Genomic DNA, 22,673 nt, shown 5'->3' with positions numbered 1-22,673 from the left:
GGAAACCGGGCGGATGGCCGCGCGGCGCGTCCGCGCCCCCTTCACCGGTTCGCGCCGAGCGCCACCCGCAACCGCTCCATCAGCCGCGTGTAGTGCCGCAGCACGTCGGCCTTGTCCGTGACGTTCGCGGTCGAGAAGCGCTCGGCCCACGCCGCCTTCCATTCATACGTGCCGTGCACGCTCCGGTCGCCGTCCGGCGACTGGATCAGCGAACGGATCCGCGCGTCGCGCCCCGGCCCCGTATGCACCTCGAACAGCGCGTGGATGAACGCGTGATACGCGTCGTACACGTCGTCGTCGAACAGATAGCGGTAGATGTGGAACGTGCGGTCGAGCTCGCGCTTCGCGCGGATCACGTCGTCCGGCGAGATGTCCTTCCAGTAGCCGATCCACGTGTAGAAGCACAGCAGCGCATTGAGCTGCGGCGCGACCGTGTCGTACAGCGTGAGCCGCTTTTCGATCAGCCGCTGATTGGTCCACTGCACGAGCTCGAGCCGCTTCAGCCGGCGCGCGACGAGCCAGCCGAGACACGCGACCGACAACGGCGTCAGCACGCCGAGCACGAGCTTGACGATTTCCAGCGAATTCCACGGATTGTTGAATGGCTGCATGAATCGCTCGACAAGTAAGACGCAACGCCCGGCAGATCGCAGCACGCGCAATACGCGTGCGCGCGCAGTTCGCCGGCTGCGTCGCGGTTGACCGTTAGTTGCTTGCGCATCGCCAACGCACCGGGATGCGGCGATGCGCGGCGAAGCGGCTCGTCCCGCCAGTGTATCGGCCGATCGTCACGAGCCGATGACGGCGCGCCGGATCGTCGACACGCATCCGCGCCGCGCTACGTCGGCAGCGCCGACGTGAGCTTGACCTTCTGCATCGGAATGTCGGTCTTCACGCTCAGCACGCCCGGGATGCGTGTCAGGTACTCCATCTGGAAGCGCCGGTAATCGTCGATGTCGGCGGCCACCACGCGCAGCAGGAAATCGCAGTCGCCGGCCATCAGGTGACACTCGACCACCTCCGGCATCTGCTGGACGGCCTCGGCGAAGCGGTTCACCGATTCCGCGTCCTGCCCCTTCAGCCACACGCGCGTGAAGATCGTCAGCCCCTTGCCGACCTTCGCCGGGTTCAGCACGGCCACGTATTTCTCGATCACGCCCGCTTCCTCGAGCAGCCGCACGCGCCGCAGGCACGGCGACGGCGACAGCCCGACCTCGTGCGCGAGTTCCACGTTCTGCATCCGGCCGTCGCGCTGCAGCGCGCTCAGGATCCGGCGGTCGATAGCGTCAAGCTTCATTGGCATCGAATTCCAAAAAAATTGCAAATCACGCGTTCAATGCCAAATTCTCTGCAATATATGGACACAACGCAACCCGATTCGAGTCAAAAAAGCAGACAATCCTCCTCCCCGAAGGAGGAGTAATGAGCAGTAGCGTTTCAACGTCGTCCGGGCTTCGCGACAAGCCCGTCCATGTCGCCGAGATGGGTCGCGGGTTGCGCGCGGCGCTGCCCGTCATGCTGGGTTTCGTGCCGTTCGCGCTGGTGCTCGGCGCACAGGCCGCGCAAAAGGGGCTCAGCCTGTTCGAGGTGCCGATGATGACGGGCCTGAACTTCGGCGGCGGCTCCGAGTTCGCGGCGATCCATCTGTGGACGTCGCCGCCGCACATCGCGCTGATCGTCGCGATGTCGTTCCTCGTGAATTCGCGCCACATCCTGATGGGCGCGGCGTTCGCGCCCTACCTGCGGCGCCTCCCGCGTCGCCGCGCGTTCGCCGCGCTGTTCTTCATGTGCGACGAAAGCTGGGCGATGTCGCTCGCCGATGCGCGCTCGCGCTCGGCCACGCACATCAGCGTCCCGTATTACGCGGGCGTGTGCGCCGGGCTTTACCTCACGTGGATCTCGATGACGACGCTCGGCGCGGCCGTCGGCCCGACGATCGGCAACGTCGAGCAGTACGGCTTCGACATGGCGTTTACGGCCGTGTTTCTGGTGCTGCTGCGCGGGATGTGGAAGGGCATGCGCGCGAGCCGTCCGTGGTTCGTGAGCCTCGTCGTCGCGGCGGCCACGCACCTGGCCGTGCCGGGCGCATGGTACGTCGCGGTCGGCGCGTGCGCGGGGCTGGCCGCCGCGCTGCTGTGGGAGCCGCGCGATGCTGCCTGATTTCGCGACGGTCGCGACCATCGTGCTGATGGCGTCGACGACCTACCTGTCGCGCGTGCTCGGCTACGTGCTGCTGCGCAACCGCACGCTGAGCCCGCGGATGGCGTCGGTGATGGAGAACGTGCCCGGCTGCGTGCTGATCTCGGTGATCGCGCCGGCATTCGTGTCGACGCGGCCGGCCGACCTGCTCGCGCTCGCCGTCACGCTGATCGCGGCGACGCGCCTGTCGATCCTGCCGACCGTCATCGTCGGCGTCGTGTCGGCCGGCTTGCTGCGGCATCTGCTCGGCTGACGCGGGAGCACGGGATAGCGCGGCAATGCGGTTCCTGCCCGTCGCACGGGCGGTTTTTCCGGGCTGGCAACGGGCGCGCGAGGCGCCCGTTTTCGCATCCGCGCACCGCGTGCGGCACGACTCGGCACGACAGGCGTCGCGACGGAGTGCTAGCCTTGCGGATGTACCCGCGCTGCCTTTCCCCTGTCATTGCCTATCTGCGAGGATCGTCCCGATGCAAGAAACCCGCCCGCTGTTCGACCGTGTCCTGCTCACCAACGACGACGGATTCGACGCCCCCGGTCTTGAAGTGCTCGAACAGGTCGCCACGCAGCTGGCGCGCGAAGTCTGGATCGTCGCGCCGGCGGAAGACCAGAGCGGCACGTCGCATTCGCTGAGCCTGCACGAACCGCTGCGCGTGCATCGCAAGGGCGAGCGCCGCTTCGCGGTACGCGGCACGCCCGGCGATTGCGTCGCCATCGCGGTCAGCCATCTGATGAAGGGCGCGCGACCCGACTTCGTGCTGTCCGGCGTGAATCGCGGCGCGAATCTCGGCACCGAGACGGTGTTCTCCGGCACGGTCGGCGCCGCGATGACGAGCATGCTGGTCGGCGTGCCCGCGATCGCGCTGAGCCAGGCGTTCAGCGACCGCAACGCAGTGCCGTGGAATACGGCGCTCACGCATGCGCCGGACGTGATTCGCCGGCTCGTCGAAGCCGGCTGGGACAGCGACGCGTGTCTCAACGTGAACTTCCCGGCGCGCCCGGCCGACGACGTGCGCGGGCTCAAGGTGACGAATCAGGGCAGCGGCACGCTGCAAGGCGTCGACATCGTGTCGGGGCGCGATCCGCGCGACATCGAATACCACTGGCTGAAGCTCGCACGCGCACCGCGCGACGACGATGCGGATTCGGAAACGGTCGCGCTCGGCGAAGGCCATATCGCGGTCACGCCGCTGAAGTTCGAACGCACGCACGATCAGGCGCTCGCGCGGCTGCGCGCGAGCCTTGGTTGATCGCGGAAGCGGCGGGGGTGATCGGCGGGGAGTCGTCAGGCAGCTTTGGCTCGGCAGCGCATGGCGGCGGCGAGGTGACGCCGGCGCGCGCGACATCGCACCGTCGCACCCCTGCATTGCCGCATCCCGCCCCACGGCATCCACCGCATCGATCATCCGCGATCACGTCAGATTCATCCCTCCGTCCAGCATCACGACCTCCCCCGTCACGTAATCGGACGCGACGAGCATCGCGACCGTCTGCGCGACATCGTCCGGCGTCGCCGCGCGGCGCATCGGCGCGCGTTCGCGCCACAGCTGCTGCGCGTCGGTCCAGTCGGCGGTCAGCGGCGTATCGACGAGCCCCGGCGCGACCGCATTGACGCGGATCGCCGGCGCGAGCGTGCGCGCGAGCAGACGCGTCGTGTGATTGAGCGCGGCCTTCGCGGCCGCGTACGGGATCGACGCGCCCTTCGGCCGCACGCCCGCATGCGAGCTGACGTTGACCACGCACCCGGCGCGCCCGCTCGACGCCGCCTCGAGCAGCGCCGGCTGCGCTTCGGCGACGAGCCGGAACGGCGCGATCACGTTGATCTCGTGCATCTCGCGCCACACGTCGGGCGTCGCGGCGGCGAGATCGTCGTGCGGAATCACGCGGCTCGCGCCCGCGTTGTTGATCAGCACGTCGAGCCGCCCGTGCACCGCGAGCGCATCGCGGATCAGCCGCACGCGCTGCGCGTCATCGGCGAGATCGGCCTGCACGTATGCCGCGCCGAGCTCGCGCGCCATCGCACGGCCGGTGTCGGCGGAACGGCGCGAATGCAGGATCACCGCATAGCCGTCCGCCGCCAGGCGTCGCGCGATGGCCGCGCCGATGCCGGACGTCGATCCGGTGACGAGCGCGACCGGCCGCTGCACGCGCGACGCACGCGGCTCGGCGACCGTTTCGGTTTCCGGTTCCGTGTCGGAGCTCGGGGCATTCATCGGCGGATGCGGTGCGTCCATGGCGGGGAACCCTGTCGGTGGCGTTCTCCGCATCATAAGCGCGACGACGGTCGTCGCAAAAAATGCCGGGCAGACAGGCGACGTCGTTCGCCAGAACCGCGCGGTCACTTCGTCCGTGTATGCATGCCTCCGACGCGCGTTGCCCGCGTCGCGTTATGGTGCGTGGTCACTGACGCGAACGACGGCATCGCGCACGCGCCGGTGCCCCACGTCGCGGCAGCCGCATCGGCAGTCATCGTGTCCGACAGCGTCCCGCTCCCGCGATCTGACCGTGTCGCTGGTCGGGCCCTGCCCGATTGTGCGCGCGATTACGGCCGTTTCGGCAGATCGACGAAATCTTCGATTTGGCCGGCTACATGAAGCCGCTTGCCGATGCGCGGGTATTCGCACACGTCGTGTTCGAGGCGCTGGCCCATGATCAGCAGTTCGAGCGGTGCCTCGCCGGTATTCTCGAGCACGTGCGCTTCGCCGCCGCGGGCAAAGCCCAGGAAATCGCCGGGCCCGACATCATGACGACGCTCGCCGATCGTCACTGCGCCGGTGCCGGACAGCACGTACACGCATTCTTCTTCGTACAGGTGCCGGTGATATTCGGACGATTCGTGACCGGGCATCAGCGTGAGCAGGTGCGCGCCGATTTGCGTGAGGCCGGTCAGGTCGCCGAGCGGTCTTTTGAGGCGAACGGCATTGGGATTCAGCGAATGCACCGCACGCGTCGGTTCCATCTTCGCGATGTCGGCAGCTTTCAGCAGTTCCCGGGGAGGTGTCGTGGACATGGGGATCTCGTCAGCGTGGATGCAGCGGTTGAACGCGCCGCCCGGGCCGGCGCGGCGCGCGTGCCGCGCCATTGTCCGACATTTTCACGCGAACGAGAAACGCGTCGAGGCACGCCGCGCCGCCGCGCTACCGCGCGCAATCGGCGAGCAGGTTCGCGAGCACCGACGCGCCTTGCGCGAGGTGCACCGGATCCGCGTCCTCGGCCTCGTTATGGCTCAGCCCGGCCTTGCACGGGACGAACACCATCGCGCTCGGCGCGACGTACGACAGATTCACCGCGTCGTGCCCCGCGCCGCTGCACATCTCCATGTACGGATAGCCGGCCGCGGCCGTCGCCTGCCGCACGCGTGCGATGCATTCGGCATCGAACACCACCGGCTCGTATTCGGCGATGGTCTGCACCTCTACCTGCGTGCCGCGCAGCGGGATGCGCTCGCGGCAGATCGCTTCGATATCGGCGACGAGCTGCTGCAGCGCCGGTCGCGACGGGTGGCGCACATCGATGCTGAAGCGCACGAGGCCGGGGATCGTGCTCGGCGAATTCGGCTGGCACGCGACATGGCCGACGGTCACGCGCGCATCGGCATCGAACGCATGTCCGTGATCGACGATCGCGGCGATCATCGCGGCCGCCACGCCCATCGCATCCTTGCGCACGCTCATCGGCGTCGTGCCCGCATGCGACTCGAAGCCGGTCACCGTGACGTCGAGCTCGTAGATGCCCTGCACGCCGGTCACGACGCCGATCGGCAAGCCCGCGCGCTCCAGCACCGGCCCCTGTTCGATATGCGCCTCGAAATACGCTTTCGGCATCTGCCGCTCGCGCTCGCGCCCCGCGAAGCCGGTGCGCCGGAGTTCGTCGCCGAGCAGCACGCCCGTCAGCATGCACGGCCGGGCCAGCGCATCGTCGAGATCGAGCGTGCCCGCGTAGACGGCCGAGCCCATCATCCCCGGCGTGAAGCGCGAGCCCTCTTCGTTGGTCCACGCGACGACGTCGATCGGATGCCGCGTGACGATACCGTGCTCGTCGAGCGCACGAATCGCCTCGAGGCCGGCGAGCACGCCGTAGACGCCGTCGAAGCGGCCGCCGAGCGGCTGCGTGTCGAGATGGCTGCCGCACATCACGGCCGGCGCGTCCGGCTGCGTGCCCGGCCGCCGCGCGAACACGTTGCCGATCGGATCGATGCGCACGTCGCAGCCTGCTTCCTCGCACCAGCGGATGAAGCGCTGCCGGCCGAGCACTTCGTCGGCGCTCAGCGCGAGCCGGCAGCTGCCGCCGCCCGCGGTCGCACCGATCGTCGCCATCTCCATCAGCGAATCCCACAGCCGTTGCTGGTTAACGAGCATCATCGCGACCGCTCCTCAAAAGCGCCGAGCATATACACTCGCTTCGATAAGAAAAATCCAAGATTTCGTTTCACGCGATAACTTTTCCTTTTCACCGATGAAGCTCAAGCAGCTCAATGCGTTTCTCGCGGTCGCCGAGCACCGGACCATTCGCGGGGCGGCCCGCGCGCTCGGCGTCACGCAGCCGGCCGTCAGCAGCATCGTGCGCGAACTCGAAGGCGAGCTCGGCGTGCCGCTCGTGATGCGCAGCGTCAAGGGCGTCGCGCTGACCGACTACGGCAGCGCGTTCGCGATTCGCGCGCGGCTGATCGTCGAGGAATTGCAGCGCACGCGCGACGAAATCGAACAGTTGCGGCTCGGCACGACCGGATCGGTGTCGATCGCGGTCAGCCCGACCGTCGCGCTGACGATCCTGCCGCGTGCGTTCGATGCCTTCACGCGCAAGCTGCCCGGCGCGACCGTGAACGTCGACGATGCGCTGACCGCGACCGACCTCGCGCGGCTGCGCGACGGTTCGCTCGATTTCATCGTGACGCACCAACTGTCGGACGCGTCGCCGGACCCTGACGAATTCGCGAGCATTGCGCTGTTTCGCACCGCGTTCGTGGTCGTTGCGAGAAACCGGCATCGGCTCGCGCGTGCGCGCTCGCTGCGCGAGCTCGGCGACGCGCAATGGTGCGTGCCGCGTTATGGCGAAGGCGGCGACGACCTGATGCGCTCGATCTTCGCGCCGGCCGGTCTCGAGATGCCGAAGCGCGTATTGCACTGTCCGTCGTTTGCCGCGACGCTCGGGCTCGTGTCGCAGACGGATGCGCTCGGCGTGTTCGCGCGGCCGCTCGCCGACGTCGAGCGCAAGGCGCGCGGGATCGTCGTGCTCGATCTCGCCGAGCCGCTGCCGGCATTGACGGTCGCGATCGTGATGCGGCGCCATGCGTTGCTGACGCCGGCCGCGCTGCATCTGATCGAATGTTTGAAGGCGGCGGCGGCGAGTGTGCCGGAGAAGGGTGACGACGGCACGTAAGCCCCATGCGACACATGCGGCGCACGCGCCGCTGATGCCGATCAGCCCACGTGCACGCCGCGCAGCCTGGTCAGCAACGCGACGAGGCGGTCGATGTGTTCGTCTTCCGTGCGCCACGACGACACGCTGATCCGGAACGCCGGCCTTCCGTGCCACACGGTCTGCCCGAACCACACGTCGCCCGAGTCCTGCGCGGCCTGAAGGATCGCGATCGTCTCTTCGTCGGTGCCGGCGCGCACGAGCACCTGGTTCAGCACCACACGGTTCAGCACGTCGTAGCCGGCCGCGCGCAGGCCGTCCGCGACGCGCTGCGCCTGCGCGCAATGCCGCTCGACCATCGTCGCGACGCCGGCGCGGCCGAGCGCGCGCAACGCGGCCCACACCGGAATGCCGCGTGCGCGGCGCGAGAACTCGAGGTTCAGGTTCTTCTGCGCATCGTGCGCGCCGCTCAGGTACACGGCATCGCTGTTCATCGCGGTCGCGAGCGCGGCCGCGTCGCGGCAGATCACCATCGCGCCGTCGTACGGCGTGTTGAGCCATTTGTGGCCGTCGGTCGTCCAGCTGTCCGCGCCGTCGATGCCGTCGGTCAGCGCACGCTTCGACGACGCGCGCGCCCACAGCCCGAACGCGCCATCCACATGCACCCACGCGCCGGCGGCCTTCGCGGGCGGAATCAGCGTCGCGAACGGATCGAATTCGCCGGTGTTCACTTCGCCGGCCTGCACGCACAGGATCGTCATGTCGTCGAGCGGCGGCAATTGCGCGGGATCGATACGGCCGTGCGCATCGACCGGCGCGACGATCAGGCGCTTCATCCCGAAGCCCAGCACGCGCAGCGCCTTCTTCACCGTGATGTGCGCGAGCTCGGACAGCACGACCTTGACCTCCGGCGCGCCGGTCAGCCCGTCGTCGTCGACGTCCCAGCCCTTGCGCGCGAGCAGCGCACGCCGCGCCGCGACCAGCGCGACGAGCGTGCAGGCCGTCGCGCTCGTGCCGAAGCCGACGGCGCTGCCTGCGGGCAGGCCGAGCACGTCGACGACCCAGCGCGCGGCCTGCCGCTCGATCGTCGCGGCCACCGGCGAATTCGCGAACGACGACGCGCACTGGTCCCACGCGAGCATCAATCGCTCGACTGCGGCCGCCGCCGGCAGCGTCGCGCCGATCACGAAGCCGAAGTAGTTCGGCCCGTTCGATGCGACGGTCGCGGGCGTGCCTTTTTCATCGAGCAGGCGCAGCACGTCGTCGGCCGGGCGGCCCGTATCGGGCAGCGGCTCGTCGAAGGCCGCCAGAGCGGCGAGCGCGGCTGCGTCGGGATACGCGCGCCGTTCGTTCGTGGCAGCGAGATACGCGTGCGCGCGCCGGTCGGCGTCGGCCAGCAGGGCCAGTTCATCCATGTCGGTTGCCTCTGTGAAAGTCAGAGTTGCAGGAGCTCGCGGCCCAACTGATGCAGCGCATCGTCGATCCGCTTGTAGTACGTGAACTTGCCGACGCGCGTCGCCTGCACGAGCCCGGCATCCGCAAGGATGCGCATGTGGCGCGTGGTCGTCGCCAGCGCGATGCCGAGCTTCTCGGTGATGTACGTGCAGCACACGCCGAGTTCGTCGACGTCGCCATGCGGCTGCGGCGGGAAATGCTTGCGCGGCTGCTTGAGCCAGCGCATCACGGCCAGCCGGCTTTCGTTCGCGAGTGCGCTGATGCGGGTGACGTCGTCCATGGGGTCGGCCTCGTTTGACGTTTTGAATATTAGCTAAATGACGAAATAGGGACAACCGGTCCGCGGGCGATTCGTGCGTTTGCGTGTGGGCCTGAGGCGCGGCGTCGTTCGCTACCGCGTCGCATTCGACGTCATTACGTCGGATCGGATCGCTAACGCCGACGCGCGGCCGGTGCAGCGCGATCCGGCTGCACTCACGCCGCCGACAACGCCTGCGCCAACCGCTCGATCAGCGCACGCACGCGCCTCGGCTGCACGCCGCCGCCCGGATAGACGATCTGCAGGTCGACTTCGCCCGGCGAGAACTCGCGCAGGATCTCGACGAGCGCGCCGGACGCCAGATCGTGCTCGACGTCGAGCAGCGACTTCAGCGCGATCCCGTGCCCTGCGACGCACCACGCGCGCACGAGCGCGCCGTCGTTCGCGACGCGCCGGCCGCGCACCATCACGCGCTTCAGTTCGTCGCCGATCCGGAACGGCCATTCGGCATACAGCTCCTGGCCGAAGCGCATCACGATGCAGTCGTGCGCGGCCAGTTCGTCCGGATGCCGCGGCGTGCCGTGCGCGGCGAGATACGCGGGCGCCGCGCACACCACGCGGCGCGACCGGCCGAGCGATCGGCTGCGCAGCGCGCTGTCCGCCAGCGTGCCGCGCCGGATCGCGAAATCGAGCCCCTGGCCGACCAGATCGACATAACCGTCACCGAGATGCAGGTCGACCGTCACGCCCGGATGCTCGGCCAGGAACGCGTCGACGACCGGCACGACGCGCGCCTGCCCGAGATCGGCCGGCGCGCTCAGCCGCACGGGCCCCGACAGCGTCTGCGCGCCAAGCCGCACGCGGCTTTCCAGTTCGTCGGCCTCGGCAAGCAGGCGCCGCGCACCGGCAACCAGCGTGCGGCCCTCGTCGGTCAGGCTGATCGCGCGGGTCGTGCGCGTGAGCAATGCCGCACCGTAGTAGCTCTCGAGCGCCGCCAGCCGCTCGGAAACCGTCGCCGGCGACAGGCCGACTTCGCGGCCGGCCGCCGCCAGCCCGCCCTTCTCGACGATGCGCAGGAACAGCGCGAGGTTATCGAGCAGCATTCTTCGCCTCCTCCGAAGGATATTTTCGAAGTCTGCCCAATTATCCGGATCGACCGCAAGCGCTAGAGTGAACGCTCACCTGCCGACGCACGCATGCGCCGGCCCCGACGAACGGAGGACATACGACATGGAATACCGCACGCTCGGCCGCTCCGGCCTCAAGGTTCCCGCGCTGAGCTTCGGCGCAGGCACGTTCGGCGGCACCGGCCCGCTGTTCGGCGCGTGGGGCAACACGGGCGTCGACGAAGCGCGGCGGCTGGTCGACATCTGCCTCGAAGCCGGCGTGAACCTGTTCGACACGGCCGACGTGTATTCGGACGGCGCATCCGAGCGCGTGCTCGGCGCCGCGATCCGCGGCCGGCGCGACCGGGTGCTGATCTCGACGAAGACGGGCCTGCCGACCGGCGACGGCCCGCACGACGCCGGCACGTCGCGCGCGCGGCTGATCCGCTCGGTCGACGATGCGCTGCGCCGCCTCGATACCGACTACATCGACCTGCTGCAGCTTCACGCGTTCGACGCGGCCACGCCGGTCGACGAAGTGATGTCGACGCTGGACGACCTGGTGCGCGCGGGCAAGCTGCGCTACATCGGCGTGTCGAACTTCTCCGGCTGGCAGATCATGAAATCGCTCGCGGCGGCCGACCGGCACGGCTGGTCGCGCTACGTCGCGAACCAGGTCTACTACTCGCTCGTCGGCCGCGACTACGAGTGGGACCTGATGCCGCTCGGCGCGGACCAGGGCCTCGGCGCGCTCGTGTGGAGCCCGCTCGGCTGGGGGCGGCTGACCGGCAAGATCCGTCGCAACTCGCCGCTGCCGGAAGGCAGCCGCCTGCACGATACGGCCAGCTTCGGGCCGCCGGTCGACGATGAGCGGCTGTACGACGTCGTCGACGCGCTCGACGCGATCGCCGACGAAACCGGCAAGACGGTGCCGCAGATCGCGCTGAACTGGCTGCTGCAGCGGCCGACCGTGTCGTCGGTGATCGTCGGCGCGCGCAACGAGGAGCAGCTGCGCCAGAACCTCGGCGCGCTCGGCTGGTCGCTGACCGATGCGCAGATCGCGACGCTCGACGCGGCGAGCGCGGTCGAGGCGCCGTATCCGTACTTCCCGTATCGCCGGCAGGATGCATTCGCGCGGCTCAACCCGCCGATGCGCGGGTAGGCGGATCGGGGAGCCGCTGCGGCGTGACGTGACGTGCCGCGACTTGGCCTGGCGCGCCGTGACGTGACCTGACGCGGCGTGACGTGACGTGACGTGACGTTGCGTGACGTTGCGTGACGTGGCGTGACGTGGCGTGACGTGCAGTTCTATGCCGTACCGTTCTATGCCGTACCGTTCTATGCCGTGCCGTTCTATGCCGTGCCATGGCGTGCCATGCCATGCCATGCCGTGCCGTGCGGTGCCGTGCGGTGCGGGCCATGCGGTGCGGTGCCGCGACATGACCTGAGGCGCCGTGCCGTGCCACACCGTGACGCCCCGCGACAGCCGTCACCGCGCGGCCAGCACTCGGTCGATCATCTCTCCGATCCGGCGCACGAGCGCATCCATTCGCTCGGCCGGCACGCCGCCGTAGCCGAGCACGAGGCCGTTGTAGCCGTGCGCGGTGCCCGGCAGGCAGAACGACGACAGCGGCCGCAGGATCAGCCCGTGCGCCTGCGCGACGCGGCTCAGTTCCGCATCCGCGACCGGCACGTCGAGCCGCGCGGACAGATGCATGCCGCCCGCGCCGCCCGACACCGTCAACTGCGTGCCGAGCCTTCGCGCCAGCGCGTCGTGCAGCGCGTCGCGCCGCTGCGCATACACGCGGCGCATGCGCCGCAGATGCCGCGTGAAATGCCCAGCCTCGATGAACTCCGCGAGCGCACGTTGCTCGACCGCACGCCCGTGCAGCAGCAGCGCGCCCGCCGCGTCGCGCAGCGGCTGCGCGAGCGCGGGCGGCACGACCATGAAGCCGAGCCGCAACGCCGGAAACATCACCTTGCTGAAGGTGCCGACGTAGATCACCGGTGCGTCATCGGCGAGCCCCTGCACGGCCGCAAGCGGCGTGCCGTGGTGACGGAATTCGCTGTCGTAGTCGTCTTCGACGATCCACGCGCCGGCCGCACGCGCGTGCGCGACGAGCGCGAGCCGCCGCTCGAGGCTCATCACCGCGCCGAGCGGATACTGGTGCGACGGCGTGATGTAGACGAGCTTCGGCGGCCGATCGCGCCAGTCGTCCGGATGCGGTGCCAGCCCGTGCACGTCGACGCCGATCGGCTCGACGCGCAGGTCGGCCGCCAGAAACGCGTTGCGTGCGCCGTGGTATCCGGGGTTCTCGATCCACGCGACATCGCCCGCGTCGGCCAGTGCACGCGCGCACAGATCGAGCGCGCCCTGCGTACCGTCGGTGACGATCACCTGCGCGGCGTCGCAACGCACGCCGCGCGATGCACGCAGATAACCGGCGATCGCTTCGCGCAGCACCGCATCGCCTTCGGCCGGCTGATAGCCGAGCTGCGCGGGCCCGGCCGCGCGCCACGCGCGTTCGATGCAGCGCCGCCACTGCGCGAGCGGGAACTCGTCGACGGCCGGTGCGCCCGGCATGAACGGCAGCGATTCGTCGATGCCGCTCGTCGCGCGCTCGGCCTGCGCAACGCGCCGCGCCAGCACGGCCATATCGCCGGCGCGCGCCGCGGCGCCGGCTTGCGGTGCGCGCAGGCCCATCCGGGCGACCACCGTGCCCTGCCGCGTGCCGGTCACGAACCCCTCCGACGCGAGCCGCTCGTACGCATACAACACCGAGTTGCGCGCGATCCCGAGTTCGTCGGCCAGCGTGCGCGACGCGGCAAGCCGCGCGCCTTCGGCGATCCGGCCGCTCAGGATCGCGCCGCGCAGGCACGCGTACAGCCGCTGCTGCTGCGACATCCGCGCGGCCGCCTGCGGCCCCGCTTCGCGCTCGAAGGTCGACAGCAGCATCGCGTAATCCATCGTGGCTCCAGAATATGTAGGTCTCATGGGTCTACACATGGTGCCACGAAGTTCCTATCGTAGCGGTCTGTCCGCGTTACCGGCCGTGCCGGCAATGCGCCCTTTCCATCCATCCTCGAGGGGTTCGCGACCATGAACGCTACCGACGCCGGCCTGACCGTACGCGCCGTGCGGGAAGACGATTTCGACAACTGGCTGCCGCTATGGGACGGCTACAACCGCTTCTACGGCCGCTTCGACGATACCGCGCTGCCGCGGGAGATCACGCAGCTCACGTGGTCGCGCTTCTTCGACGGCTACGAGCCGGTGCATGCGCGTGTCGCGGAACGTGACGGCCGGCTCGTCGGGCTCGTGCATTTCCTGTATCACCGCAGCACGACGCTCGCGGGGCCCACCTGCTATCTGCAGGATCTCTTCACGCTCGAAAGCGAACGCGGCAAGGGCGTGGGGCGCGCGCTGATCGAAGCGGTGTACGACGCAGCCCGCGCGCAGCGCGCCGAACGCGTGTACTGGCAGACCCACGAAACGAATCGCACGGCGATGCGGCTTTACGACAGCGTCGCCGAGAAAACCGGATTCGTGATCTACCGGAAGGTATTGCCGCGCGGATCGTGATGCGTGCGCCGGGCGCCGTGCCGCGCGGTCGCCCGGTCGCGACGGATTCAGTCCAGCGGCCGCGCCTTGAGCCACAGGAACAGCGGCACGCGCGACCACTGCTTCAGCGTGTCCGTGTCTGCGCGATCGGGCAGCGGCTCGCGCAGCGACACGATCGCGAAGCCGGCCGCCTCCAGCGCGTCCATGTATGCGTGTAACGGCAGCGACCAGCCCGCGAAGTGCATCGATAACCCATCGCGCGTTTCCACGCCTTCGAAATGTTCGCTGCCGAAGTACGTGCCGTCGAGCACGAACGGCGCATCGGGCTGCGGCCCCGCGAATCGGCCGCGATCGCGGAACGGATGCACGATCGACACGAACAGCAGCGCGCCCGGTTTCAGCACGCGGCGCGCGTCGCGCAATGCGGCTGCCATGTCGTCGAGGTCCATCAGCACGTTGTATGCCATCACGAGATCGAAACTGGCCGGATCGAACGGCAGCGACGCGGCATCGGCGAGTACGTACCGGTGCGCGGAATCCGCACGGCGCGCGGCGTCGAGCATCGCGGGTACCGCGTCGCTCGCGGTCACGTCGTAGCCGAGCGACTTCAGCTCGCGGCTCACGCGGCCCTCGCCGCAGCCAATCTCCAGTGCGCGGCCGGTGCCGCGCCCGATGTACGCGGCCAGCCCGTCGCGATACTTCCAGAACGCATCGTGGCCACGCCTGCCGGCCCAGTCGATCCATTGGCTGGCGACGTGCGTCCAGTGTTCCGTAATGGGTTTCGTGTCGGTCATGTCGGCTTCCGCTCCGCGTTCGTCATGCTGGCCCAGGATGCAAATGGTAAGCCGAAGCGGCGCGGGAGCGCGTTTCCGGACGGCTGGTACCGGCCGGCATCGCGCAGGCCGGTTTCCGTTTCCGGCATCGGCGTTCTACAGTTACGGGAAACACCGCGCGCCGCACTTGCCAGCGCGCGTCAGGTTCGCGCGTGCCGACGCGCACCCCGATGCGCACCCGATTCCGAGGAAAGTCCATGCCGAGTATCGTCGCCGGTCCCGCCACGCTTCCACCGAGCCCCGTCGCCGCCGAGACGCGGATGGTGCACGACGTCGCCACGCTTCGGCCGTCCGACTATCGTTCGGCCGACGGTGCGTCGTGGGTCATCGCGACCATCACGCCGGCCGCGGACAGCGGCGCGAACGTGACCGGCCCCACCTACTTCGATACCGCGAAACAGCGGACCGTCGCGGTACCCGACGCGCGTCGCCGCTACGCGAACCGCGGCACGTGGCAGGTCGTCGCGAGTTCCAGCCCGTCGGTGCCGGCCACCGGCCGCTACGACTGGCTGACGCTCGCATGGCTGCCGATCAACCGGCGGCCGCTGCCGCAGACGCCCGAGCATCTGTATTCGCCGTTCATCCACGGCGGCACGATCGTCTACCGATGGAACCCGGGTGCGCAGGGCGGCGAGCAGTTCGGCAACGTGCGGATGATCTTTCCCGAATGGCAGCAACAGGTGGCGGACGTGCTGCGCGCCGCGCCCGCCGACGACACGCAGGCAGCGGCCGCTTCGCCTGCATCGGCGCTCGATCGCGTGCAGCAGGACGCCAATCCGATGACCGCCGTGCTCGACTTCGGCGCCGCGCTGCAGCAGGAACCGGCCGACAGGATCGCCGCGCGTCTGCCGGCGTTGCTGCGCGCGAATGATCTGCACGAGGTATCGGCGATCGTGTTCCAGTGCCTCGCCGCATCGCGCGAAGAGGACCGGCCGCGCTTCGTCGAAGCAATCAACGGGTCGATCTTCTCGATCGACGACCGCGCGCGCCTGCTCGCGATCGCATACGGCGCGTTCGCGGCCGGCAAGGCGAAGCCGCGTCCGTTCAGCGATGCCGCGCAGACGGCGCGCATCGACGACGTGTTCATCGCGTTGAAGCAGCGCACGTCGGCGCTCGGCGTGCCGGTCGCGCCCGGTACGCCGTGGTACGAGTTCTTCACCGCGTACCGGCTGGGCGGTGCGGTATCCGTCGACGGACGGTAATCGCCCGTCATTCGCCCGCGCCGCGACAGCAACGGCCAATCTCTTCCGCACTCGTCATCGCTCGCCGCGCCGCGGCTGCCTGATGCATTGGCGCGTCGGCGCCGCGACGAACAAATACCGAACCGAGCGTCGATTTCCCGTCTTTTCGACGAATTGAATCGAATCGCCGCGTGTTAGGTTCGGTTCCGGCTGCCCAGCCTATTCAAACAACCCCCGCCCCCGATCGCATGACGCAAAAAAACCGGCCCGCGCGGAGAATCGGACGCCGGGAAAGATCGCCGTATGGGAGACCGTCGGCACCCGGCCTGGCCGACACATGCGTTTGACGACCGCATCGCGCTGACCGTCAGCCCTGCTCCGATCCACGGGCCGGCCGCATCGAAATGGCGGTGTCCCGACTGAATGCCGGCCGCGTGCGGCGGCCGGTCCGTCATATCGTCGGAGATGAAACGCGCCGTTACCGTCGCTGCGGGAACCCCTCACACGATGCCGGGTCGAAACGCGACACTCACCGTCGACGGTGCCGCTTTCACCGCCCCCATCCTCGCCCTCCCGCTTCCATGCTGAGCCTCGGTCCCTTCTCGATCCGCGTCGTCGCGGTAGCCGCCGCCGCGCTGCTGGCGTGGCTCGTCGCCCGCTTCATCCAGCGCCGGCCGCCCAACGGTCAGCATAAGACCGCGTCCGGCCTGATCCTCGACGTGCTGCTGCTCGGGTTGATCGCCGCGCGCGCCGGTTACGTCGCGCAGTGGTGGCGCGACTATGCGGCCGCGCCGCGCTCGATCGTCGCGCTCGGCGACGGCGGCTTCGACTGGCGCATCGGCATCGCGGCCGCGCTCGTGTTCGCCGTGTGGCGGCTGCGTCGGCTCCCGGCGCTGCGCAAACCGGTGGCGGCCGGCATCGTCGCGGGCCTCGCGGCGTGGGGCATCGCGCAGGGCACGCTGGCGACGCTGCAGCGCAGCGCGCCGCCGTTCGCCGCGATGCGGCTCGAAGCGCTCGATGCGACGCCGGTGTTGCCGCAACGCTTTGCCGGCAAGCCGGTCGTCGTGAACCTGTGGGCAACGTGGTGCGCGCCGTGTCGGCGCGAGATGCCGATCCTCGAACAGGCGCAGCGCGATCATCCGGAGCTCACCGTGCTGATGCTCAACCAGGGCGAAGACGCGCAAGCCGTGCGCGCGTTCCTCGAACAGCAGGGGCTGCGCTTCGACAACGTGCTGCTCGATCCGTCGCTGCATGCGATGCATGCGTATGGATCGCGCGGACTGCCGACGACGCTGTTCTTCAATGCGAACGGTGAACTCGTCGAGTCGCACATGGGCGAGATCACTGCGGCGCGGCTCAAGGACGCCGTGGCGCAGCGTTTCGGGCCGTGACGGCCGGCGAGAAGCGCGGGCCGCGCTGCGCGGCGGCCTGGCGACGCCACCGCCAATCTCGAAACGAATCGGCTGTCGGGTGTGTCAGGCCGACTCACGGCAATCTCGCCCGCAAAAATCATCTTCGTCCGATAGTCAGCGCGGCAGCCGGCCGATATGCTTTGTCGGGTGCGGTGCCGGTGAAGTGCCCTGTTCAAGTTCGGAGTGAGCCGGTCAACGAGCTTCGCCGGCGCCGCACCCCTCTCCGCTGCAAACGTGTTTCGGCGTAGGCGTTCGGTGGTGGCCGGTAGGCGCGGCCACGACAGAGGCACCGGTGTTCAAACGACACGCTGCCGGATGCGCACACCGAGCGTCTGCCCCGAATCCGGATTCCCTTCCCCGCCCCCGCGCATTATTCAAAAAATTGCGACGCGCCTCGATATAGTTTCACAAATATATCGAAGGAAAATTCATTGAATTCGAGATATTCGATCAAATCGTTTCGATCCTCGATTTATCGAACAATTTCCATCCCGGGTCGAATATTTTTTTATTTATTTTTCGCCATGCTTGCCGAACCGTGTTTCAAACGGCAAACGTTTGCGCGGCACGGTGAAGCGCCTTATCCATCGACCTCCAGGAGGAAAGCATGGCCGACTCTCAAACGTCCTCGAATCGTGCCGGCGAGTTTTCGATTCCGCCGAACACCGATTTCCGCGCAATCTTCTTCGCGAATGCCGCCGAGCAGCAGCACATCAAATTGTTCATCGGCGACAGCACGGAACCGGCCGCTTATCACAAGCTGACCACGCGCGACGGCCCGCGCGAAGCCACGCTGAATTCCGGCAACGGCAAGCTGCGCTTCGAGGTGACGGTGAACGGCAAGACGTCGGCCACCGACGCGCGGCTCGCACCGATCAACGGCAAGAAGTCGGACGGCTCGCCGTTCACGGTCAATTTCGGGATCGTCGTGTCGGAAGACGATCACGACAGCGACTTCAACGACGGCATCGTCGTCCTGCAATGGCCGATCGGCTGACCTGACGCGCGATCGCGCGGCAAACCGCCGGGCTGAACCGGCGCTCCGCGGCGCGGCATCGCACGCGCCGCCGCCGACTCGCAATGGCGACGGGGCCAGCCACGCATTGCGGATCGATTCATTCGAGCAGTCACCTGCAGTTCCACGCTGCGCCCGTGCGCGACACCGGCGAGCTCTGCTCGCCAGCCGCGATTGCGGGCCATCCCATCACGACGAGGACGACATGTCACAACCGTTTACCCATGACGATCTGTATGCGCTTCTGCAGCTTGCCGGCAACGATGCAACCGCCGTGCAGGCGAACGGCGATCAGGCAGTGCTCGACCGGATGCGCCAGTTCATGACCGCGCAGCTCGCGGAAAAGCTGCCGCAATACGATGTGTTCGTCGACATCGCGACGATTCCGTACAGCTTCGACGTCGGCAGCTGGCAGAACAAGGTGAAGGCCGACGCGGCGGGACAGGTAATCGCCTGCACGGTCACGTGGGCCGGCGCGCCCGGCGTGCTGCCCGGCGCCGCGGCGAAGTTCGGCATCGGCGCGGTGGTCAATTACTTCTCGAAAGCGACGCCGCAACCGCAACCCGCGCAGCCGGATACGACGACGACCGGCGGCGGCGAACGCGACGGCATCTTCAACCTGCCGCCGAACATCAAGTTCGGCGTGACGGCGCTCGTCAATTCGTCGGCACAGCAGACAATCGAAGTGTTCGTCGACGACAACCCGAAACCGGCCGCGACGTTCCAGGGCGCCGGCACGCAGGATGCGAACCTGAACACGCAGATCGTCGATTCGGGCAAGGGCAAGGTGCGCGTGGTCGTGACGGCGAACGACAAGCAGTCGAAGATCGGCTCGCGCCAGGTCGACATCTTCAAGAAGACGTACTTCGGGCTGGTCGGGTCGGAGGACGGCACGGACGGCGACTACAACGACGGAATCGCGATCCTGAACTGGCCGCTGGGCTGACGAGCCGCGTGTCGCCGCAAACGAAATCGCCGGGCGCTGATTCGCCCGGCGATTTGCGTTGTTGCACGCGATGGCGAGCGCGGACATCGCCCGCGCGCTTTCGAGCAGCCGCGCGCTTGCGTTGCCCGCGCGGCGACAGGATCGGTTCAGCGATCGTTCGTCCGCACCGGCCCGTTGACCGGGAATGTGCGGGCGACGCCGCTGGCCGCAACGATATCGATGAAAACGGGATCGGTGACAGAACCATGCCAGCAGTCAAGGCGCTCATGCAGTGGTTGGGCCGTCGCGGCGAGACCCGGCACCTGTTGATGCCGCTGCCACCCGACAAGGTGCGCGCGTTGTCGCTTCAACATCACCTCGCGCTGGAAACCGTGACGGCGGGCAGCGGCAGTCTCGATCAGGTCGGTTGCCTCGTGCGCGCCGTCTACCTGGCGTTCTTCCTGCGCGATACGACTTCGGACGACGCGACCGTCACGCCGTTTCGACGCGCGGAACACGCGCTTCATGCGTGCGTCGCGCGTGTGGACAATGGCGCCTGCTGCCGGCTCGTCGACCACGAGCCCGAAACGGTTGCGCGCATCCTGCTGATTCACGATCGGCAACTTGCGACCGTCACCGGGCACCTGTATCTCGGCGCCGCGGCACGCCTGCGTCACCATCTCGCTACCGGGCGACGCTCGCCGATCGCGCTTGCCGCATGCAGATGAGCGATGCCGGTGCCCGACGCGCTTCGTTACGTCGCGCCGCGGCAGCAAGCACATGCGCGCCGCTCAACCGGCCTGCGACGAAACCGTCGTCGACATCGCGACCGGCTGCGGCCATGCGGCCGCCGCGAGGCGCGTGGCCGCGTCACGCGCGACACGGTTGAACGCCACGCGCTGCTGCCCTTTGAGCACGGCCGCATTTGCAGCCTGCACCAGCGCGACCGGATCGACCGGGAGATTGTGCCGCCGCACTTCGAAGTGCAGGTGCGGGCCGGTCGCCGTTCCGGTGCTGCCGACCGCGCCGATCCGCTGGCCGCGCGCGATCCGCATGCCGCTGCGCAACGACGGCTCGAACGCCGACAGATGCGCGTAGTACGACGCATAGCCTCGGTCATGGCGCACGACCACGTACTTGCCGTACCCGCCCGGCTCCGTGCCGATGAACGACACGACGCCGCGCTCCGACGCATGGACCGCACGGCCCGTGGGCGCAGCAAGATCGACGCCGGAATGCACGTGACGCGCGCCGCTCACCGGATGCACGCGTGTACCGAAACGCGAACTGGTGCGCGTCGCACTGACCGGCATCGCGAAGCGGACGCCGGCGAGCGGTACGCCGTTGAGGTCGTAGTACGCACCCGACGATCTCCCGTCCGGGGAAAACCACACCGCCGCGACACGCTGGCCGCGAAAGCGGATATCCAGCGCCGTCACACGCGGGCGGCCGGGGCGCAATGCATCGGCGTCGGGCTCGAAAGCAACGCGGTAGGTATCGCCGGCCGCGCCACGCTGCGATACGTCGAGCCGGCCGGCCAGCAGCCGCGCAACCTGTGCGGCGACATCGGCCGGCAGCTCGGCACGTGCGAGCGCGGTGCGCAGGCTGCCGCTGATCTCGCCGGCTCGCGTGCCGCTGTGCGGCTCGGCCAGCACGAATGGCTCGGCGGCGGCCAGATCCGCACGGCGCAGCCCGGATGCCGGGGCCGTGGCGATCGCCGGCAGCGGCGACGCAAAGCCATAGGCGAAACGCCCTGCATAGCCGCGTTCGATCGCCATACGCGCGGCATCGCACAGGACGACGTACGGCGCACAGGCGCCGGCACGCACGACGAACATGCCGGGATAGGCATCCGCATGCACGCGCGCCGTCTGCGCATCCAGCGCGACGCCGGGCACCGCCGGCGATGCCAGCAGGCCGCCCCAGATGGTCCGGGCGGAATTGAAGAACGGCACGTCGACAAGGTCGGTCGCCTGCATCGCTGCGGGCGTGAGCGGCCCGGCATCGGCGGACGCCACCGCGCCCTGCGTGCCGGCAACGCACGCCGCCGCCACGATACCGTGCGCGAACGCACGGCGAATCGGCAAGCGGACGGCGCCGCATCGCGCGGATCGACCTTGTTCGCGTGCGAGACGTAAACACAGGTCGAACCGCATCGCGTCGTCACTCGCTATCAATGAGAGCTGGAAAAAACCGGAGTCGCGAACCAACGATCGTCGCGCTCGGGTAGCCTGGAAGCGAGTGTATCGGCGTGACCAAAATGACTGAATAAGACGAATCCGATTTCTAGATACATCTTCTTAGTACAAGAACGAAAGCGAAATTTCGCCGGCAAAGCACCTGAAATCAGCCTGCGTGCAGTCGACCCGCAGCGCGCCTGGCGTGTAGAGTCGAGGGTTGCCCGCGCACCGGCGCACACCCGCTCGTCCACGGCGGGCGCGCCGCGCGTCGCGGCCTGTGTCTTCAAACCGGAATCCCGCCATGTTTCTCGATCATCTTCATCCGGAACGCTGGACGTTCCTGTGGAATGCATTGTCCACGCTCTCGCTCAGGCTGTGCGGCGGTCTCGCACTGCTCGTCGCCGGCTGGTGGCTGTCGAAACGCATCGGCAACTGGCTGAACCGCCTTCTGTCGAACAAGGAACGCGTCGACGACACGCTGCGGCCGATCCTGTGCGACGTCGCCGTGTGGGGCATCCGCATCGTCGCGATCGTCGGCGCGCTGTCGCAGCTCGGCATCGAAACCGCGAGCATCGTCGCGGTGCTCGGCGCGGCCGGCCTCGCGATCGGCCTCGCGCTGCAAGGCACGATGCAGAACATCGCGGCCGGCATCATGCTGTTGCTGCTGCGGCCGTTCAAGGTAGGCGACTACATCGACGGCGGCTCCAGCGTCGCGGGAACGGTCGACGAGGTCGGCCTGTTCATGACGCGGCTGACGAAACCGGACGGCATCTGCGAATACGTGCCGAACAGCGCGCTGTGGGGCAGCTCGATCCGCAACTACACGCGCAACCCGACGCGCCGTCTCGATCTCGAAGTGGAAGTGTCGGTGCACGACGACATCGACCGCGCGCTCGACGCACTGCGTGCGCTGGCCGAAGCCGACCCGGACGTGCTGGCGGATCCCGCGCCGGACGTGATGGTGATGCGCTTCGACGACAGCACCGCGATCGCGAACGTGCGCGTGTGGGCGCACACGGACAAGTTCTGGACCGTGCGCTGGCGCCTCGCGCGCCAGGTGCGCAAGGCGCTCGACGATGCGGATTGCGCGCTGCCGATCCGCACGCGCGAGCTGCACATCGTGCACGACGTCGAACAGCAGACGCGGCCGGACGATGCGCGCCGCATCCGCGCGTCGTAGCGCGGCGGCGC

23 protein-coding genes are annotated in these 22,673 nt (G+C 68.4%); 12 read left to right on the top strand and 11 right to left on the bottom strand.

Annotated elements, in window-relative coordinates:
* Positions 1-41 precede the first annotated feature (41 nt).
* Both Q3A80_RS06305 and Q3A80_RS06300 read right to left on the bottom strand, forming a co-directional pair.
* A complete protein-coding gene (locus Q3A80_RS06305) occupies positions 42-611 on the bottom strand; it encodes a hypothetical protein (protein ID WP_446328211.1) in 570 nt (189 codons plus the stop codon).
* A gap of 227 nt (positions 612-838) precedes the next feature.
* Positions 839-1,297 (bottom strand): Lrp/AsnC family transcriptional regulator, encoded by a 459-nt coding sequence (locus tag Q3A80_RS06300; RefSeq protein ID WP_006486309.1) that lies wholly within the window; start codon positions 1,295-1,297, stop codon positions 839-841.
* Between the two features lie 125 nt (positions 1,298-1,422).
* On the opposite strand from Q3A80_RS06300, the gene Q3A80_RS06295 reads away from it, so the two are divergent.
* The 3 genes from Q3A80_RS06295 to surE all read left to right on the top strand — a co-directional run bounded on the left by Q3A80_RS06295 (position 1,423) and on the right by surE (position 3,446).
* Positions 1,423-2,160 carry an AzlC family ABC transporter permease gene (locus tag Q3A80_RS06295; RefSeq protein ID WP_446328210.1) on the top strand — a complete coding sequence of 246 codons (738 nt, stop codon included), beginning with the start codon at positions 1,423-1,425 and terminating at the stop codon, positions 2,158-2,160.
* A complete protein-coding gene (locus tag Q3A80_RS06290; RefSeq protein WP_162999222.1) occupies positions 2,150-2,452 on the top strand; it encodes an AzlD family protein in 303 nt (100 codons plus the stop codon). Before Q3A80_RS06295 ends, Q3A80_RS06290 begins: the two co-directional genes overlap by 11 nt.
* A gap of 214 nt (positions 2,453-2,666) precedes the next feature.
* Positions 2,667-3,446 carry a 5'/3'-nucleotidase SurE gene (gene surE, locus Q3A80_RS06285; RefSeq protein WP_446328209.1) on the top strand — a complete coding sequence of 260 codons (780 nt, stop codon included), beginning with the start codon at positions 2,667-2,669 and terminating at the stop codon, positions 3,444-3,446.
* Between the two features lie 162 nt (positions 3,447-3,608).
* Here surE and Q3A80_RS06280 read toward each other — a convergent pair whose 3' ends face one another.
* The 3 genes from Q3A80_RS06280 to Q3A80_RS06270 all read right to left on the bottom strand — a co-directional run bounded on the left by Q3A80_RS06280 (position 3,609) and on the right by Q3A80_RS06270 (position 6,557).
* Entirely contained in the window at positions 3,609-4,430 is an 822-nt protein-coding gene (locus Q3A80_RS06280) for an SDR family NAD(P)-dependent oxidoreductase (RefSeq protein WP_446328208.1), read from the bottom strand.
* Positions 4,431-4,738: 308 nt separating this feature from the next.
* Positions 4,739-5,206, bottom strand: coding sequence for a cupin domain-containing protein (locus Q3A80_RS06275; RefSeq protein WP_446328207.1), 468 nt, complete (start codon positions 5,204-5,206; stop codon positions 4,739-4,741).
* Between the two features lie 127 nt (positions 5,207-5,333).
* Positions 5,334-6,557, bottom strand: coding sequence for an allantoate amidohydrolase (locus Q3A80_RS06270; RefSeq protein ID WP_446328206.1), 1,224 nt, complete (start codon positions 6,555-6,557; stop codon positions 5,334-5,336).
* 94 nt (positions 6,558-6,651) lie between these two features.
* Between Q3A80_RS06270 and Q3A80_RS06265 the strand changes: the two genes are divergently transcribed.
* Positions 6,652-7,575, top strand: a complete 924-nt coding sequence (locus Q3A80_RS06265; RefSeq protein WP_446328205.1) for a LysR family transcriptional regulator — start codon at positions 6,652-6,654, stop codon at positions 7,573-7,575.
* A gap of 41 nt (positions 7,576-7,616) precedes the next feature.
* Here the strand turns inward: Q3A80_RS06265 and Q3A80_RS06260 are convergent, their stop codons facing one another.
* From Q3A80_RS06260 to Q3A80_RS06250, 3 genes are all read right to left on the bottom strand, one after another.
* Entirely contained in the window at positions 7,617-8,969 is a 1,353-nt protein-coding gene (locus Q3A80_RS06260; protein ID WP_446328204.1) for a pyridoxal phosphate-dependent decarboxylase family protein, read from the bottom strand.
* A gap of 20 nt (positions 8,970-8,989) precedes the next feature.
* Entirely contained in the window at positions 8,990-9,289 is a 300-nt protein-coding gene (locus Q3A80_RS06255; protein ID WP_446328203.1) for an ArsR/SmtB family transcription factor, read from the bottom strand.
* Between the two features lie 194 nt (positions 9,290-9,483).
* Positions 9,484-10,371: a LysR family transcriptional regulator gene (locus Q3A80_RS06250; RefSeq protein WP_446328202.1), complete on the bottom strand. Its 888-nt coding sequence runs from the start codon at positions 10,369-10,371 to the stop codon at positions 9,484-9,486.
* A 127-nt stretch (positions 10,372-10,498) separates the two neighbouring features.
* On the opposite strand from Q3A80_RS06250, the gene Q3A80_RS06245 reads away from it, so the two are divergent.
* Positions 10,499-11,536 carry an aldo/keto reductase gene (locus Q3A80_RS06245; protein ID WP_446328201.1) on the top strand — a complete coding sequence of 346 codons (1,038 nt, stop codon included), beginning with the start codon at positions 10,499-10,501 and terminating at the stop codon, positions 11,534-11,536.
* 327 nt (positions 11,537-11,863) lie between these two features.
* Here the strand turns inward: Q3A80_RS06245 and pdxR are convergent, their stop codons facing one another.
* Complete coding sequence (pdxR, locus tag Q3A80_RS06240) at positions 11,864-13,342, bottom strand: MocR-like pyridoxine biosynthesis transcription factor PdxR (RefSeq protein WP_446328200.1); 1,479 nt, start codon at positions 13,340-13,342, stop codon at positions 11,864-11,866.
* 132 nt (positions 13,343-13,474) lie between these two features.
* On the opposite strand from pdxR, the gene Q3A80_RS06235 reads away from it, so the two are divergent.
* Positions 13,475-13,957, top strand: coding sequence for an N-acetyltransferase family protein (locus tag Q3A80_RS06235; protein WP_446328199.1), 483 nt, complete (start codon positions 13,475-13,477; stop codon positions 13,955-13,957).
* 47 nt (positions 13,958-14,004) lie between these two features.
* On the opposite strand, the gene Q3A80_RS06230 is transcribed toward Q3A80_RS06235, so the two are convergent.
* Entirely contained in the window at positions 14,005-14,730 is a 726-nt protein-coding gene (locus Q3A80_RS06230; protein WP_446328198.1) for a class I SAM-dependent methyltransferase, read from the bottom strand.
* A gap of 236 nt (positions 14,731-14,966) precedes the next feature.
* On the opposite strand from Q3A80_RS06230, the gene Q3A80_RS06225 reads away from it, so the two are divergent.
* From Q3A80_RS06225 to Q3A80_RS06205, 5 genes are all read left to right on the top strand, one after another.
* Entirely contained in the window at positions 14,967-15,971 is a 1,005-nt protein-coding gene (locus Q3A80_RS06225) for a hypothetical protein (RefSeq protein ID WP_446328197.1), read from the top strand.
* A gap of 560 nt (positions 15,972-16,531) precedes the next feature.
* Complete coding sequence (locus Q3A80_RS06220) at positions 16,532-17,341, top strand: prolipoprotein diacylglyceryl transferase family protein (protein WP_446328196.1); 810 nt, start codon at positions 16,532-16,534, stop codon at positions 17,339-17,341.
* 628 nt (positions 17,342-17,969) lie between these two features.
* Positions 17,970-18,359, top strand: coding sequence for a fucose-binding lectin II (locus tag Q3A80_RS06215; RefSeq protein WP_446328195.1), 390 nt, complete (start codon positions 17,970-17,972; stop codon positions 18,357-18,359).
* Positions 18,360-18,582: 223 nt separating this feature from the next.
* Positions 18,583-19,323 carry a fucose-binding lectin II gene (locus Q3A80_RS06210; protein ID WP_446328194.1) on the top strand — a complete coding sequence of 247 codons (741 nt, stop codon included), beginning with the start codon at positions 18,583-18,585 and terminating at the stop codon, positions 19,321-19,323.
* A gap of 8 nt (positions 19,324-19,331) precedes the next feature.
* Positions 19,332-20,030, top strand: a complete 699-nt coding sequence (locus Q3A80_RS06205) for a hypothetical protein (RefSeq protein ID WP_446328193.1) — start codon at positions 19,332-19,334, stop codon at positions 20,028-20,030.
* 63 nt (positions 20,031-20,093) lie between these two features.
* On the opposite strand, the gene Q3A80_RS06200 is transcribed toward Q3A80_RS06205, so the two are convergent.
* Complete coding sequence (locus Q3A80_RS06200) at positions 20,094-21,458, bottom strand: M23 family metallopeptidase (RefSeq protein ID WP_446328192.1); 1,365 nt, start codon at positions 21,456-21,458, stop codon at positions 20,094-20,096.
* A gap of 325 nt (positions 21,459-21,783) precedes the next feature.
* Between Q3A80_RS06200 and Q3A80_RS06195 the strand changes: the two genes are divergently transcribed.
* On the top strand, positions 21,784-22,662 hold the full coding sequence (locus Q3A80_RS06195) for a mechanosensitive ion channel family protein (protein ID WP_446328191.1): 879 nt from the start codon (positions 21,784-21,786) through the stop codon (positions 22,660-22,662).
* Positions 22,663-22,673 lie beyond the last annotated feature (11 nt).

The sequence above is a fragment of the Burkholderia sp. SR8 genome (assembly GCF_052851275.1).
This window is presented reverse-complemented; position numbering and strand designations above follow the sequence as displayed.